Annotated in this window: 14 protein-coding genes and 1 tRNA gene; 9 read left to right on the forward strand and 6 right to left on the reverse strand. The window is 60.6% G+C overall.

Going from position 1 to position 14,688, the window contains the following annotated elements; translation table 11 throughout:
- Positions 1 to 270: 270 nt before the first annotated feature.
- From GH659_RS07035 to GH659_RS07045, 3 genes are all read right to left on the reverse strand, one after another.
- Positions 271 to 810, reverse strand: coding sequence for a hypothetical protein (locus GH659_RS07035; RefSeq protein ID WP_153110544.1), 540 nt, complete (start codon positions 808 to 810; stop codon positions 271 to 273).
- Positions 794 to 1,603: a SapC family protein gene (locus GH659_RS07040; protein ID WP_153110546.1), complete on the reverse strand. Its 810-nt coding sequence runs from the start codon at positions 1,601 to 1,603 to the stop codon at positions 794 to 796. The genes GH659_RS07035 and GH659_RS07040 overlap by 17 nt, the downstream gene beginning before the upstream one ends.
- A 99-nt stretch (positions 1,604 to 1,702) precedes the next feature.
- Complete coding sequence (locus GH659_RS07045; protein ID WP_153110548.1) at positions 1,703 to 1,930, reverse strand: DUF6447 family protein; 228 nt, start codon at positions 1,928 to 1,930, stop codon at positions 1,703 to 1,705.
- A 364-nt stretch (positions 1,931 to 2,294) separates the two neighbouring features.
- Between GH659_RS07045 and GH659_RS07050 the strand changes: the two genes are divergently transcribed.
- The 3 genes from GH659_RS07050 to GH659_RS07060 all read left to right on the forward strand — a co-directional run bounded on the left by GH659_RS07050 (position 2,295) and on the right by GH659_RS07060 (position 6,827).
- Entirely contained in the window at positions 2,295 to 4,037 is a 1,743-nt protein-coding gene (locus GH659_RS07050) for a type I secretion system permease/ATPase (protein WP_153110550.1), read from the forward strand.
- Positions 4,038 to 4,099: 62 nt separating this feature from the next.
- Entirely contained in the window at positions 4,100 to 5,479 is a 1,380-nt protein-coding gene (locus GH659_RS07055; protein ID WP_153110552.1) for an HlyD family type I secretion periplasmic adaptor subunit, read from the forward strand.
- 1 nt (position 5,480) lies between these two features.
- Positions 5,481 to 6,827 carry a TolC family outer membrane protein gene (locus tag GH659_RS07060; protein WP_153110554.1) on the forward strand — a complete coding sequence of 449 codons (1,347 nt, stop codon included), beginning with the start codon at positions 5,481 to 5,483 and terminating at the stop codon, positions 6,825 to 6,827.
- A gap of 38 nt (positions 6,828 to 6,865) precedes the next feature.
- Here the strand turns inward: GH659_RS07060 and GH659_RS07065 are convergent.
- The 3 genes from GH659_RS07065 to GH659_RS07075 all read right to left on the reverse strand — a co-directional run bounded on the left by GH659_RS07065 (position 6,866) and on the right by GH659_RS07075 (position 8,986).
- Positions 6,866 to 6,940: transfer RNA gene (locus tag GH659_RS07065), tRNA-Thr, on the reverse strand.
- A 149-nt stretch (positions 6,941 to 7,089) separates the two neighbouring features.
- The gene (locus tag GH659_RS07070) at positions 7,090 to 7,266 is read right to left on the reverse strand and encodes a hypothetical protein (RefSeq protein ID WP_153110556.1); all 177 of its coding nucleotides are present in this window, start codon (positions 7,264 to 7,266) and stop codon (positions 7,090 to 7,092) included.
- A 424-nt stretch (positions 7,267 to 7,690) separates the two neighbouring features.
- Positions 7,691 to 8,986, reverse strand: coding sequence for a DUF4214 domain-containing protein (locus tag GH659_RS07075; protein WP_153110559.1), 1,296 nt, complete (start codon positions 8,984 to 8,986; stop codon positions 7,691 to 7,693).
- Between the two features lie 384 nt (positions 8,987 to 9,370).
- Here GH659_RS07075 and GH659_RS07080 point away from each other — a divergent pair, with 384 nt between their 5' ends.
- The 6 genes from GH659_RS07080 (at position 9,371) to GH659_RS07105 (ending at position 14,629) form a co-directional block, all read left to right on the forward strand.
- Positions 9,371 to 11,974, forward strand: a complete 2,604-nt coding sequence (locus GH659_RS07080) for a DUF4214 domain-containing protein (protein WP_153110561.1) — start codon at positions 9,371 to 9,373, stop codon at positions 11,972 to 11,974.
- 260 nt (positions 11,975 to 12,234) lie between these two features.
- Positions 12,235 to 12,504, forward strand: coding sequence for a DUF4160 domain-containing protein (locus GH659_RS07085; protein ID WP_153110563.1), 270 nt, complete (start codon positions 12,235 to 12,237; stop codon positions 12,502 to 12,504).
- A gap of 9 nt (positions 12,505 to 12,513) precedes the next feature.
- Positions 12,514 to 12,768 carry a DUF2442 domain-containing protein gene (locus GH659_RS07090; protein WP_153110564.1) on the forward strand — a complete coding sequence of 85 codons (255 nt, stop codon included), beginning with the start codon at positions 12,514 to 12,516 and terminating at the stop codon, positions 12,766 to 12,768.
- 3 nt (positions 12,769 to 12,771) lie between these two features.
- Positions 12,772 to 13,869: a transposase gene (locus tag GH659_RS07095; RefSeq protein ID WP_153110566.1), complete on the forward strand. Its 1,098-nt coding sequence runs from the start codon at positions 12,772 to 12,774 to the stop codon at positions 13,867 to 13,869.
- A gap of 6 nt (positions 13,870 to 13,875) precedes the next feature.
- On the forward strand, positions 13,876 to 14,043 hold the full coding sequence (locus GH659_RS07100) for a hypothetical protein (RefSeq protein ID WP_153110568.1): 168 nt from the start codon (positions 13,876 to 13,878) through the stop codon (positions 14,041 to 14,043).
- 10 nt (positions 14,044 to 14,053) lie between these two features.
- Entirely contained in the window at positions 14,054 to 14,629 is a 576-nt protein-coding gene (locus GH659_RS07105; RefSeq protein ID WP_153110570.1) for a hypothetical protein, read from the forward strand.
- The last annotated feature ends 59 nt before the right edge of the window (positions 14,630 to 14,688 follow it).

Here is a 14,688-nt window from a genome sequence, read left to right on the forward strand (position 1 = left end):
TTGAGTTGTTCCCGAAAGGTTTCAACGGGAATTCCTCCTGTTCCGAGAAGACATGAGCGAAGAACTCGCATAACGAAAACCTTCCAGAAGGTCAAAATATACCACTGGGGTGTTGTTGCGCGTCGAATTTATACCCAATGACTTTAACCACGCTTCATGCCTGTGGTGGCCGACTGAAGTGGGGTAGGCGGTTGATTCGGAAGCTGTTTGTCTATGCGCTAATGCACGGGCAGACAAAAGGGGAGGGGGATGGGTGGAGCGGCTGCAAGCTCAGTGCAACAAGGGGGATGTTTGCACTGAGGCCGTGCGTGCTTGCGCCATCCAGTCGGGCCAGAAGTCGGCCGCCCAGCCCGCCGTCCGGTACAGCCGATACAACACATCGAGCCACTGCCGTAGCGGCAAGGGCGAGAGCACGAGGAATGCCGGCATGGCATGGTCGCCGCCTCCCGCGCTGCGGAAGGTCAGCCTGACATTCTGCGGTGTTGCATTGATGTTGACCTCCTGCACGAGGCAAGAGCGATTTTGCGCGTGAGGCGGCACCGGCGGTTGCGGGGTGAGTGAGGCAATCGCCGCCTGTTGGGCAAAATCCTGCCGGATTTCGGCATCGAGACGGCCCCCCGTTTGCTGTTCCAGCCAGCCGAGCAGGTGGGGCATCAGGCGGCCCAGCAAGCGCTGGGTCAGCCACAGCGCGACGGTTTGACCCTGGTTCGTCTCCCCCGTCAGCCGAATCCGGTCTTCGGCCGCAATGTATTCGGAAGTGATGCGCTGAAGTTGGGCGACGCCGGACTGATCCTCAGATGAAATTGCCAAAGCGGATGACTCCCCCGTGATTCAGGAATTCAAGGTCAAGATCCTCGCCGGAAAATGGCAATACAGAAGTGAGTGATTGTGCAACCTGCTGGAGAGCCTGCGTCCGCTGGCGCGCCAAAGCCGCCAGTTTTTGCAGATTCTGCATCGATAGCAACTGGCAATAGGCGACGGGCAACGCCCCGGCCTGGCGCAGTTCCTCAAAAGCGGCGGGCGCGAGGGCGTTCAGCGCGGCCTCATCAACGCGGAACAGCCCGGCGATTTTTTCCTCCCCGTTGTCGCTCTGCACCCTGACCGGCCACGGCTGGATGAGATCGTGCTTCTCCAGTACGCCACAGACGCGCTGGGTAAGCTGGCGATTCTGTTCAACCTGCGTCAGAAAATTGATGACATTTCTTACGTCGGGCGACGGCTGACCATCGTCGCCGAGGATGGGCGTTCCATCCGTCTCCTGCAGGCGCGGCGAGCTCTCATCGACGCACAGAACCTGTTTTCCGTCCGCTGTATTGGCCAGCGCGAAGGGATGTCCGCGGTAGGCCGCCGGGACGTAGTCGGCCAGCCAGCGGCCGTCCGGCGCCACGAAAAGATTGCTGCCCGGCCGGAAATCGAGCACTGCAACGGGGGCGAAGTGCTCGCCTTGCCGGACGAAGGCGATGGCAAAGGCCATGGCCGCCCTGGCCAGCTCGGCCGCAACGAGCGGCACAACCGCCTCCTGTGCTGCAAACCCAAAGTCGGCCGACGGTTGCCAGTGCCGATTGGCATGGCGTTCGCGGGAAACGGGATGATAGTCAGGCATCGGAACATCTCCGGTCGGCGCCGGCCGGGAGCGAACCGGAATCAGGCGATCCGGTGCCAGTCAATGAGGCTGTGCGCGTGCCGGCCGGAATAATAAGGGTCAGGAAAATTTCAGCGTTTCACTTTTCTGGGCTTGCTCGACGGGAGAAGGCAGAGCCTGCAGGAGAGCACGGCTGTAGGCGTTTCTGGCCGTTCTTGCAATCGCCAGCTGGGCCTGCAGCCGCTGGATTTCGGCATCGGTCACCCGCAGGGAAGCCAGTTGGGCCTTCGCCTCGTCGCTGAGTTGGTCCAGGTCATAGTCCTGGTTGTCGATTTTGATCGTCGGCATATCGGATCCTTTTCAAGTCGTGAAAGCCATTTCGTCGCACGAAACGGAGATCGCCATCCTGTTGGCGCATGCGGCCCGCCGCCAGGGGCGCCGCGTCGTAACGGGCATCGCGTAGCGGGGGAGCCGGGACCGCGCATTATGCCAATCTTTGCGCCGGAGGAAAAACGGATTGTCCCTGCAAAGACGGCCTATCGTCGGGGAGGAAGGCATCACGCCCGACAGGCTTAGTGACATTTGTCACATCGAGGAGGATAATCGCCGTCCTGTTGTCATTGCCGCAGTCGATGCCTCGCTGCGCAGCTTCTCTTGCCGGATCGAACGAGCATGTCGCTCTCGGCTGGCGTTACTGGAGTTACTCGTCTATATGAAAAACCGGTTTTCAGGCCGTTCCGAGATCGCGGCGGCGATTTGGGCGTTACGTCGTCCGTTCTACGTGGCGGGCGGATTCAGCTTCGTCATCAACATGCTGATGCTCATGCCCACCATCTACATGCTGCAGATGTACGACCGCGTGCTCGGCAGTCGCAACGAAGTCACGCTGTACATGATTACCCTGATCACGCTCGCGCTGTACCTGCTGCTGGCCGGGCTCGAATGGGTGCGCTCCCGGGTGCTGGTCCATGTCGGCGCCAACTTTGACAAGGCGCTGAACAGCCGTGTTTTCAATGCGGCATTTGAAACCAACCTGAACAGTGCCGGCTCGAATGCCGGCCAGGCGCTTGCCGACCTGACCAACGTGCGCCAGTTCATCACCGGCAACGGCATCTTTGCCTTCTTTGACGCGCCCTGGTTCCCGATCTACCTGGCGGTCATCTTCGTGCTGCATCCGGTACTCGGCTGGTTCTCGATTGCCGGCGCAATCATTGCCATCTCGCTGACCCTGATCAACGAACTTGCCACGCGCGGCCCCCTGGCCCAGGCCAACCAGGCCGCCATCGTCTCCAACGCCTTCGCCACCAACAACCTCAAGAACGCCGAAGTCATCCAGGCCATGGGCATGCTCGACAACCTGCGTGCCCGCTGGTACAAGCGCTATCAAGACCTGCTTGCGCTGCAGACCATCGCCAGCGGCCGCGCCGGGATGATCAGCGCCTGCAGCAAATTCTTCCGAATCGCGCAACAGTCCCTGATTCTCGGCTTGGGCGCCTATCTCGTGATCAAGGGCGAAATGTCGGCCAGCGGCATGATCGCCGGCTCCATCCTGATGGGGCGCGCGCTGGCTCCGGTCGATCTGCTGATCTCCTCGTGGCGCGGCCTGATCTCCGCCCGGGTTGCCTTCACGCGCCTTGAGGAAATGTTGAACAAGTATCCCGTGTCGGCAGAAACCATGCAGCTTCCCGCACCCAAGGGGAACCTGTCGGTCGAGGCCGTCGTGGCCATGGCGCCGGGCGGCAAGACGCCGATCCTCAAGGGGGTCTCGTTCGCGCTGGCGCAGGGAGAAGCCATGGCGCTCATCGGCCCCAGCGCTTCCGGAAAATCCACGCTTGCCCGACTGCTCGTCGGCGTCTGGCCCGCGATGAACGGAAAAGTGCGGCTCGACGGCGCGGACGTCTATGCGTGGAACAAGCTCGAACTCGGCCCGCATATCGGCTACCTGCCGCAGGACGTCGAACTGTTCGACGGCACGATCGCCGAAAACATCGCCCGCTTCGGCGAGATCGACCACGAAAAGGTGATCGACGCCGCCCAGATGACCGGCGTGCACGAAATGATCCTCCGCTTCCCGCAAGGCTACGACACGCCGATTGGCGTCGGCGGCAGCTTCCTGTCGGGCGGGCAGCGGCAGCGCATCGCGCTCGCCCGCGCCGTGTATGGGCATCCCTCGCTCGTCGTGCTCGACGAGCCGAACGCCAGCCTCGACGACCAGGGCGAACAGGCGCTGGTCAAAGCCGTCGCCGCGCTCAAGAAAGCCGGCTGCACCGTCATCCTCATCACCCACCGGACAAGCATCATCTCCTCGGTCGACAAAATCCTGATGATGAAAGAAGGTCTGGTCGCTGCCTTCGGTCCACGTGACGACGTGCTCAAAAGCATGATGGAGGGGGCGGCCCGCGCCAGGGCGAGCGCCGCCAACACCGGCGTGATGGCCGCTGTTCCGGCGGCGTGATTTGACGAGAAACGAAACAAGCGGCGTTTGCCGTGACCCGAGCATAAAAGGACAGGCCGAACATGCTGAACAGACTGATTGAGCGATTCCGCAACGCACTCAAAAAAAACGACGAACCCATTAACGAAACCGAACTGGCGGCCGTCAGCGCCAATCTGCTCGGAGAGAACCGTGCGGCCTCGATCGGCCTGTGGATTCTGGGGGGAGCGATACTCGTCTTCATCCTCTGGGCGCTTTTCGCGCCGCTCGATGAAGGCGTCCCCGCGCAAGGCGTCATTGCCGTGGAATCCAAGCGCAAGGTCGTCCAGCATCTCACCGGCGGCATCATCAAGTCCGTGCTGGTCAAGGAAGCGCAACTGGTCAAGGCGGCCGAACCGCTGGTCATGCTCGACGACACCACGGCCAGGGCCAATCACGACGCGGCCCGGCAACAGTACTACGCCTTGCTCGCCCAGGCCGATCGCCTGCACGCTGAAATGACCAAGGCCGCGGCCGTCACCTTCTCGCCGGCCCTGCTCGAAGCCGCGTCCGACCCCTTTGCCGCCGATGCCATGGCCGTGCAGCAACAGCTTTTCCAGACGCGCCGTCTGGCCCTGAAGGGCGAGCTGGAAATCCTTGCCGCCAGCGAACGCTCGGCGCAAGAGCAGATCGTCGCCCTCGAAGCGCAAATCAAAGGCAAACAGGAACAGCTGAAATTCGTCCAGGAGCAACTCGTCGGATCGCGCGAGCTGGCCCGGGAAGGCTACCTCTCGCGCAAGAGCTGGTTCGAGGAAGAGCGTCTGGCCTCCGACCTGCAAGCCTCCGTTTCCGAGCTGACCGCGACCATCGCCCGCGCCCGAAGCATGGCCTCCGAGGCCACCCAGCGGCGTTTGCAAAGACAGCGCGACTACCAGAAAGAAGTCGAGACCCAATATTCCGACGTCCGGCGCGAAGCCCTGACGGCCGCCGAGCGTTTCCGTTCCTCCCGCGAAGACTTCCATCGCACGGTTGTTCGCGCGCCGGTCGATGGCGCGGTCAACGGCCTGACCTTCCTGACCGAAGGCAGCGTTGTCGCCCCCGGCGGGCGCCTGATGGACATCGTTCCGAAGGACGAAGCGCTGATCATCGAAGCCAAGGTTGACCCGAGCGTCATCGACCGCGTTCATCCCGGACTCGCCGTGTCCATCAATCTGCATGTCTTCGCCAACGACCCCTCGCTGGTCATCGACGGCGTGCTTGACTCGATCAGCCCCGACCTGGTCGCCGATCCCAATCCCAACGTGCCGCCGCACTACCTTGGCCGCGTCAAGGTCACCAAGGAAGGGCTGGCCGAGCTCGGCTCCCGCGCCCTGCAGCCCGGCATGCCGGTGCAGATCACGATCCGGACCGGCGAGCGCAGCCTGGCCAAATACCTGCTCAAGCCGCTGCTGCTCCGTCTGTCCAGCGCCATGAAGGAGTCCTGAAATGCGTATCGCACGAAAAACGGCACTCGCCGCCGCGCTCGCCACGCTGCTGGCGGGCCCGGCCCACGCCCTCGACCTCAAGACCGCCTACGAAAGCGCGCTGGTTTACGATGCCGAATACCTGGCCGCGCGCTCGGCTCGCGACGAGGCGACCGAAGGCGTGCCGGTGGCCCGTGCCGCGCTTCTCCCGCAACTCAGCTACTACTACCAGACAAACCGCGCCAAGACCGACACGCACTACATCGAATCAGCGCGACCCGATACCGAAAGCGGCCACTACGACAGCGGCAGTTCCGCCGTCAGCCTGCGCCAAGCCCTCGTCCGCATGCCCGCCTGGTATTCGCTGCAAGCCGCCAAGGCCAGTGCCGGTGCCGCCGACGAAACCTTCCGCAACGACACGCAGCGCGTCGGCATGCGCGCCGTCACGGCTTTTCTGGCCGTGCTCGCGGCGCGCGAAACGCTGGAGCAGACCGAAAATCACCTCAAGGCCATGGAAGCCTGGCTGATCCTGGCCGAGAAAGCGTTTGCCGCCGGCCGCGGCACGCGGACCGACATCGAGGACGCCCGTGCCCGTCGCGACCTGTCCCGGGCCAAGGTGGCCGAAACCAGGATGCAGCTTTCCGCCGCCGAACACAATTTCGAAGTCATCGTCGGCCAGCAAGGCCAAGTCGTGGATCGTACCGACCCGCTGCTGCTTGCCCCCGACCTGCTGCGCATTGGCGGTCTCAAGGACGAATGGCTGCAGAAGATCGAGGACTCAAACCCGGAAATCGAGTCGTTGCGCAAACAGCTCGAAGGCGCCCAGGCGACTGTCGCCCAGATGCGCAGCGGTCATCTGCCGACGATCGATCTCGTCGCGACAAGGCAGAATTCGATCAGCGACACCAACAACTCGGTCGGTGTCGAATACACCACCACCTATGTCGGCGTACGCGTTGACGTCCCGCTCATCAACGGCGGCGGCACCACGGCCCAGACCAGTCAGGCCCGCGCCAGGAAAGAAAAGATCCAGCAGACCTACGAATCGACGCGGCGAAAAGTGCTTGCCGAAGCCAATCGCCTCCTGCTGGCCGTCGATCAAGGCATCGAGCAAACGCACGCCCTGCGCCAGTCGATTGCCTCGGCCGAGCAAGCCCTGATCGGCGAAAAGAAAGGATTGCAGGCCGGCACGCGCACCTTCGTCGACGTTCTCGACGCCGAACGGCGTTACCACGAGGCGCGGCGTGACCACGCCACGGCCATCTTCGAGCTGGCCAACAACCGCTTCAAGTTTCTCGCGCTGGCCGGCGGCATCGAGGGCGAATCGGTCGAAAGCCTGAACGCCTGGCTCATCAAGGGACGGCGCTGACGGTCTTTGTAGCGGTCAAGCGCCCGCGAGGAGGGGAGTGGTGCCCATGGGCAGGATTGAACTGCCGGCCTCTCCCTTACCAAGGGAGTGCTCTACCACTGAGCTACATGGGCGGATGCAGCGCTGCGCATCCAGGATGCGAGCGAGGCCGGCATTCTTCCCAAAACCCACGGAAAAAGCAAGCGGCACACATCAACTCCTCCCCCTTCAAGGGGGAGGATGGGTGGGGGATGGGGGAGGATATTCATGCGATTGACCTGGCTCACAACGCCAGATCGCGCCACGAAAGTACCCGGCACTGTTCCCGTTCAAACGAGCTATCGCCTCCGAATACCAGAGTCGGAGTCCCTGCCTTCTCGCCGGCGATGTTTTGCCATTTGCGCACCCCGGCCAGCCAGTCGGTGGCAAAAGTGGCCCCGGACTTGATCTCCGTGGCCATCAGCCCGATCGGGGCCTCTTCGAGCAGATCAACCTCGTGCCCCGAACTGTCGCGCCAGTACGGGAAAGCCGTAGGCCAGTCGTGACAGGGTGTTCGAGGCGATTCTGGGTAGCATCTTGCAAATCTAAAGTTGTAGTTTCGATTTGCAAGATAGCATAAGCGTCCGGTTTTGTTGTTGCGGCTGCCGCGAGGAGACAAGCATGGCGATCGTCAGTTTGTTTCACGCAGCGGAACTGACCGCCCTGGTAGGGGCCCGGCTCTGCCGGGCGATTGCCCCGGCCCGATGAAGCAGAGATTTGCCGTCGTCCCGGCGAAAGCCGGGACCCAGCATCGGAGAGCAATCGCCGATTGGACCCCGGCGTTCGCCGGGGTGACGAATTCAAACATCAACGGGCCGGATCAATAACCACGTCTCGCCGGCCAATCACCCCGCAAACAGCGCGTACTCAATCCCTGCGCTGATGCTGCCAATCACATTCAACTGATTCTCGTCGCTCTCGCTGAAATTGATCAGCGTCTGCACGCGATTATTGACACCGCCGTCCAGCAAGTCGGTCCAGTAATCCAGCCCCGCCTGATCGGGGGCGCGGTCAAGCACGTTTTCATACAACAGCGTCACATACGCCTCGGCCGACGGAGCGCTCCCATACAGCGAACTGAATTCCGCCGAAACCAGAAAATTGCCGGCGATTCCCTCCAGCGACAGCCCATAATCCGCCTGATAAATCCAGTAGCCGATGCCCCCGCTATCCGGCGTCCGGTCGAACGCCGCCTGATAAAGCCGATACACCTGCCCCGCCGACCCGTCGATGTCGAAAGCCAGGCCCGTATCGGCAAAAACGAGGCGCTCCACGTCGATCAGGATCTCCGCCACGCTCCCCTCCGCGTCCGTCCCCTGCACCGTCAGCACATCGTCCCCGACCGTAATCACGAAATCCGCCGAATTCCCCGCGTAAGTCACCGTATCCGTACCGCTGCTCCCATACACATACGAAAACACCACGTCACCATCGTCCGGCGTCAGCGTCGGGCCGTACGTCGAGTTGTACCCATACGCCCCGCCCAGACCGTCGCCGCCGTAAATCCACGTCAACGCCAGCAGGTCGAATTCCTGAAACGTCGACTTGTACGCGCCGGTCGTCGTGTACGACATCACCGTATTGTTCGTAGTGTCCAGACTCGCATCGAGCACATACGCATCGCCACCGTCGTCGAACGGATGCCCCAGGCCGATTACATGGCCGATCTCGTGCAGCAGTGTTTCGTACCCCTCGCGCCCGGCGGCCAGAAAGTTGGTGATCGACGCATATTCGGCATTGTCCAGAAGGACATAGGCCAGCGGGCTGCACGAGAGAAGCTCGCCGGACTCCACCGTCGTGTAGTCGGTCCCCGCGTAAGTCACCCCCAGCGTATAAGGCTCAAGATCGCACGCGCCGAAAACAACATCGGCCAATGAGCCCAATCCGAGCTCCATAAAGTCGATCCCGGTGACCGACTCCACATACTGAAGAATCTCCCGTGCGGCACTTTGCTGCTGCAAACTGAAAGAGGAAACATAGCCCGGTGCCACCGAACGCAAATCCGGCGTCACGCTGAAGCTGTAATAAATCGTGTTGCGTTCCGGCAACGCAAAATTCCAGTCGGCGAAAGTCCACAGCAGCGAATCGACGCGCATATCGCCGGAATAGATTTCGTTGGTCAGATCGTTTTCAGTCGCCATGCCTTCCTCCTGCGCAGCACAAGAGCGACCCCCGCCCTTTTTGTGAAGACGGGTTGGAGTCTAGGTGCATGCCCCGCCGGGGGCAAGCGGGGCGGCCGGGAAAGTGGCAAGGAAGCGGGCCGTGTCCGTGCGGCGCAATGGGAAAGAAACTCCGCCAGATCATCAACTTATCGAGGCTGCTTTATTGACCGTCGCAGGACACCGTTGGTATATTCGCCGCGCTTGTCGGCAAGGCGATCCGAAATGGTCGAGGCGTGATTGTTGTCACACCACGGTCATGGGCGGGCCGCTATACTCGCCGCAAGCTTGTCGCCCCAGGTGGGCGGTGAGTGGTAAATCGATTTGACACTCGCAATTCCCTACTCATTTTTTGGAGTTGAAACAATGGCAATTACCTTGACGCTGACTCAAGTGCAAGTGGATAACATTCACCAGATGTATGTTAGCTACTTCGGTCGCGCAGCAGACAACGCTGGCGCCCAGTACTGGAATGACGTTTATGTTGCATACCTGAACCAGGGTTTGAGCGACGACCAAGCCGTTGCGAATATCGCTGCAGACTTCGCTCTGTCCACCGAGTTCGAAACCAACTACCCGGTCAGCATGACGAACGCAGAGTTCGTTGATGCGATCTACACCAACGTGCTCGGTCGTGCAGCTGACGACGCTGGCAAGGCCTACTGGGTTGCCCAGCTGGAAAGCGGCGCAGTGAGCAAGAGCACCTTCATCGTTGCGATCGTTAACGCCGTTGAAGTTCAAACGTCGGGTGACGACGTCGTCTTCCTGGCTAACCGCGTTGAAGTGTCGGAATACTTTGCCGAGACCGTTACCACCAGCACGACCGAACAGCAAACCGCTGTGATGGACGGCGTGACCGCTGATGCAGCCACCGTGACCGAAGCCAAGGCTGAAGCCGACGTTATCGCCAACACCGGCTCGACTTTCACGCTCACTACTGCTGCGCAGACCATCATCGGCACCTCCGGCAATGACACCATTACGGGCGCTACGGGCACCTTGAATAGCGGCGACACGATCGTTGATGAGTCTTCGACTGACAACGACACGCTGAATGTTACCTACAAGACCGCTGATTTCGCTGCTACGCCGACCATCTCCGGCATTGAGAACATCAACGTCACGATCGATGCGTTTGACGGTACTGCTGCAACTTTCGATGCGACGAATGTTACCGGCGCAACCATCACTCTGAGCTCCACGAAGCTGGGCTTCAATGGTACGGCCGGTGTTGCCGCTGCTGGTGATAACAACGTCACTGCAGGTACCAACGTGACCACCCTGACTGTCACAGGTCTGGAAGCTGGTGTAGTGAATGTTGGCGCGGCTGACACCGTATCGGTTACGACCGCTGCGGCAACCGATGTGGCTAACGTTACCGTCAATGGCGATGTGGGCCTGACCGTTGCAACTGCAACTGATGTCGCAATCAATGCGACTGCCGCTTCGACCGTCACCCTGGCTGCAGCTGCTGCTACCGATGTGGTTGTGACTGGTGAGGATGTGACTCTTGAAGTTACTGCAGTTCAAGTTGATGGCGATACCGTCACCGGTGCTGCTGCTGTTGTTGTCGGTTTGGCCGCTAGTGCTGACCTGGTTGACGTTGATGCCCCGATCACCCTCGATGATGACTTTGTTGGCACGACCGTTGAATTCGCCGATGGCGCAACCGTGACTTTGGGCGAAGCTCAGACGGGTATCCTGACGATCACCGGTGACGCCGCAAATGCCACGAACAGCGTTACCGTTTCGACGGCATTTGACCTCGCGACGCTGGACGTGTCCGATGTGGGTCTGACGACCACTATTGCCGTTACCGATGCAGTCACGATCGCTACCCTGACGGCCACGAGCAATGATGTCGTCCTGACCGGCTCCAGTCATGTCATCGTTACCACTTCCGATGCAGCCTCGTTTGACGCTTCGGCTTTCACTGGTAACCTGGAATACACGACGACCGTTTCGTCCGATATCGTCCTTGGCTCCGGCGACAACGAAGTCACCATTGCTGACTTTGACACCAGTGTTACTGGTCAAGGTGGTGCGGATACCGTTGATGCTCAGCTGAATGCTACGGCTGACTTCGCAGCGGAACTTGGCGCCGGTGATGACACCGTTAAACTTGACATCCCGACGGGAACGGTTGCAGTCGATTTCGGTGCTGGTACCGACACGCTTTGGCTGGCTAATGGCGCCGACCTTACGGGTGCTTCGCTGAACGCAGTCTCCCTTGAGACCGTTCAAATCGAGAACGTGACCACGGGTGCTGCAGATGCTGGCGTTGCTGTGGACGTTCTGGGCTCCCAACTGTCCGGTCTGGCCTACACCGTTACGACGGCGGAAGCGGCTGATACCGTGACCGTCAACGTGACGGCTGACGAAGCAACGACAGACCTCGGTAGCCTGACACTGAGCAAGATCGACGCTGTTGTGATCACTGGCCAAGCAACGGCCGAGACCATCGTTGGTACTTCGACTGTTGATACCATCATCGCTGCTGGTGGTGCTGATACGCTCACGGGTGGTGCTGGTGCTGACGTTTTCGTCTTTGCTGCTGATGACTCTACCGAAGCAGCTATGGCATCGATTACTGATTTCAATATCGCCCAGTTTGATGTGTTCAGGACGGAGAGTGGTCTGGTTGAAGCTGATGCTGTTGCAACCGATGTCTCTGCTGCTGATGAGGATAGCGGCACGGTTACCGCCTCTATCACTGATGGTGTCATGACTGTGGCTGGTGCTGATGCGGCCAATATCGACACGCTTGCCGAATGGATTGACGTGGCCGAAATCATGGTTGCAGTTGATGCCGGCGTTGCTGGCACTTTGGTGTTCGAGTTTAACGGCGATACCTACGTCTATGAAGCAGGGGCAGATGATGCTGCTGACGTCGTCGTTCAGCTGGTTGGTGTCACCGGTATTGCCGCAGTCGACACTGTTGCCGGTGTTGACACGCTCGTTATCGCCTAATCTCCCCCGGAGACAAGCACCCGCCCTCGGGTAGGTGCTTGCGGTGAAAGCCTTGGAAACCCCTGTGACTTCGGTTGCAGGGGTTTTTTCCGGGCAGGTCCCGGACTTTCTGCAGCGCCATCGAATGCGGCCTCCGGGCGGCTGAGTGTTGGCGCGGATGGAACGACGGCGAAACAAAAGGACACCCACTTTGTTTAACATAAGATCCGATAGGCGATATAATTCCTTCGTCACGTCTTTGTCGAACTTCGGAGATCGTCATGCCAACCATCAGCATGTTTTACGGGATTCTTGTCACCCTCATGTTCGAGGGCAATGAACGCCATCACCTGCCGCACTTCCATGTTCGTTATCAGGACTTCAAGGCGGCGATAGCCATTGAGGATGGCAGGGTACTTGCTGGTAATTTTCCCCCAAAGCAGCTGAAGCTGGTGCAGGCGTGGGTGGAACTGCACCGTGACGATCTGTTTGCCGACTGGGAGCTTGCGGCGAATGGTGAAGAACCTTTCCGCATCGCGCCGTTGCAGTAGGAGATTCGTATGGGCGAGTTGCTCGATGTCGTCAAGGTCAATGCCAAGCCGGGTTATCTCCTAGAGCTGGAGTTCGAAAATGGCGAACGCCGGCTTTTCGATATGTCGCCAATCATCGACAAGAAGCCCTTTGGTCGCCTGAAGGAAAACAATACCTTCTTTGCCGCACGTATCGATTACGGCACCGTTGTTTGGCCGGAAAATATCGATATCGATCCCGAAACTCTTTATGACCGCTCAATTCCCCTGGATGCCCCCCGGTAGCCTATGACCAGACCGCGCTCAACCCTTGTTTCGCTTTCGGATACGCCGTGGTATCACGTCGTTTGCCGCTGTGTGCGTCGGGCGTTTCTGTGCGGGGAGGATGCGCACAGCGGGCAGAGCTACGAGCACCGTCGGGGCTGGATCGTGGATCGGGTCAAGCAGTTGGCCGGGGTGTTCGCCATCGACGTGGCGGCCTACGCGGTGATGAGCAATCACTACCATCTGGTTCTGCGTGTGGATGCCGAGCGGGCGCAGTCGTGGTCGCGCGAAGAGGTGTTGCGCCGCTGGACGCAGTTGTTCGACGGGCCGTTGCTGGTGCGCCGCCTGCTCTCCGGGCAGGGCGAGGCGATGGATCAGGCGACGCTGAACGCCATCGACGAATGGACGGAGAACTACCGCGCCCGGTTGTGCGATCTGTCGTGGTTCATGCGCGTGCTGAACGAAACGGTGGCGCGCCAGGCGAACGCGGAGGACAACGTCACCGGGCGTTTCTGGGAGGGGCGTTTCAAGAGCCAGGCGCTGCTCGACGAGCAGGCGATTCTGACCGCCATGGCCTATGTCGATCTCAACCCGATCCGCGCCGCCATGGCCGAAACGCCGGAGGATTCGGCGCATACCTCGGTGGCCGAGCGCATGGCCGAGCTCAAGCCGGAGACCGAAAGCGCCCCGCCGCGCCGCTCGCGCCGCGAGGTGGCGCCAAACAAGGCTCCACCCGCCAGCGTCAGGTCGTTGCTCGCCCTGCGCCATGAGGCGCATCTTGCGGAATTGCCCCAACAACCGCTGATGCCTTTTGACGGCACGAGCCGATTGCGCGCCGCCGTCCCGTTTGCCTTTGAGGACTATCTCGAACTGGTCGAAACCACGGGCCGCTGCCTGCATCCCGGCAAGCGGGGAAAGATCGCCGGGCCGGTGCCAAAGCTGCTGCAACGCCTGGAGATCGATCCGGAGCGCTTCATCGACTGCACGACGAACTTGCTGCGCCGATTCGGCAGCGCCGTCGGCGCCCCGGCGCGCCTGACCGAACTCTGCGCCGCCCGTCAGGTCAGGTACCTGCGCGGCATGGGCGCCGCCCGCGAGGCGTTCGAGAAAAAGGCCGCGTAAGGAATAATGGGGACAGACCACGGTTTTTCTCTGTCCAATCCATCGGCTGGCAGCCATCTGGGCGATGGCGCCTACCTGCACCTGGGCAAGCCGGACGAGGAAGGGATCGTGATCACTGTCACGGGCGTGCCGGAGGTGGGGATGGCCGGGATGAATGTGCTGCTGGTGGGGTGAGGGTTTTGCAATGATTCTGACGGTAGAAGAATTTGACGAAGCGACGTTGTTCGAGCGCCTTGCCCTTGATCGCGTGCGCCCTGTGCTGGGGGATGAATCCACCGACGAAATAGATCTGCGCTCGCCCGATCAGCACGGCGGCGTCATCATGCATGTGCGACTGCATTGTTCGGTAAGTGGTGATGCGGTCAATTCCCTGGCTGTCGCCCTCACACCACTGCTGTTCGGTGCAGCGTGGAAGACTCTGGACTTGTTTGTCGAGCTTGCTTTGAATCTGGCTGGCACCAAACCCAAGCGCAGAAACTGGACTATCAATGAAAAGGTGACAGCAGCCCAAGGCGGGCTGGGATTGTGTTCCCTACTGACGGGTGATGCTGCCCTTTGGCGGGCAATCCTCTGCACCTACGCGGCAACCCATCAACATCGGCATTGCGTGGTGCATCGCACTGCTCAATTTTCCAGCCAAGCGGTGCAGTTGACTGGAGTCGACAATGGCGGCGCGGCGCTGCGGCCAATGACCAAAAACGAACTGGATGCTTTCCTCGTTGTCACCAGCGGTTGTAAATTGACACAGGCCAGCGATTGAAAGTTGATACACCGAACTGAGAAGATCGGCGGTTTTTGAGGCGCCGGTGATCACGAACG

The sequence above is a fragment of the Propionivibrio limicola genome, from assembly GCF_009469695.1.
In the GTDB taxonomy this organism is placed as follows: Bacteria; Pseudomonadota; Gammaproteobacteria; order Burkholderiales; family Rhodocyclaceae; genus Propionivibrio; species Propionivibrio limicola.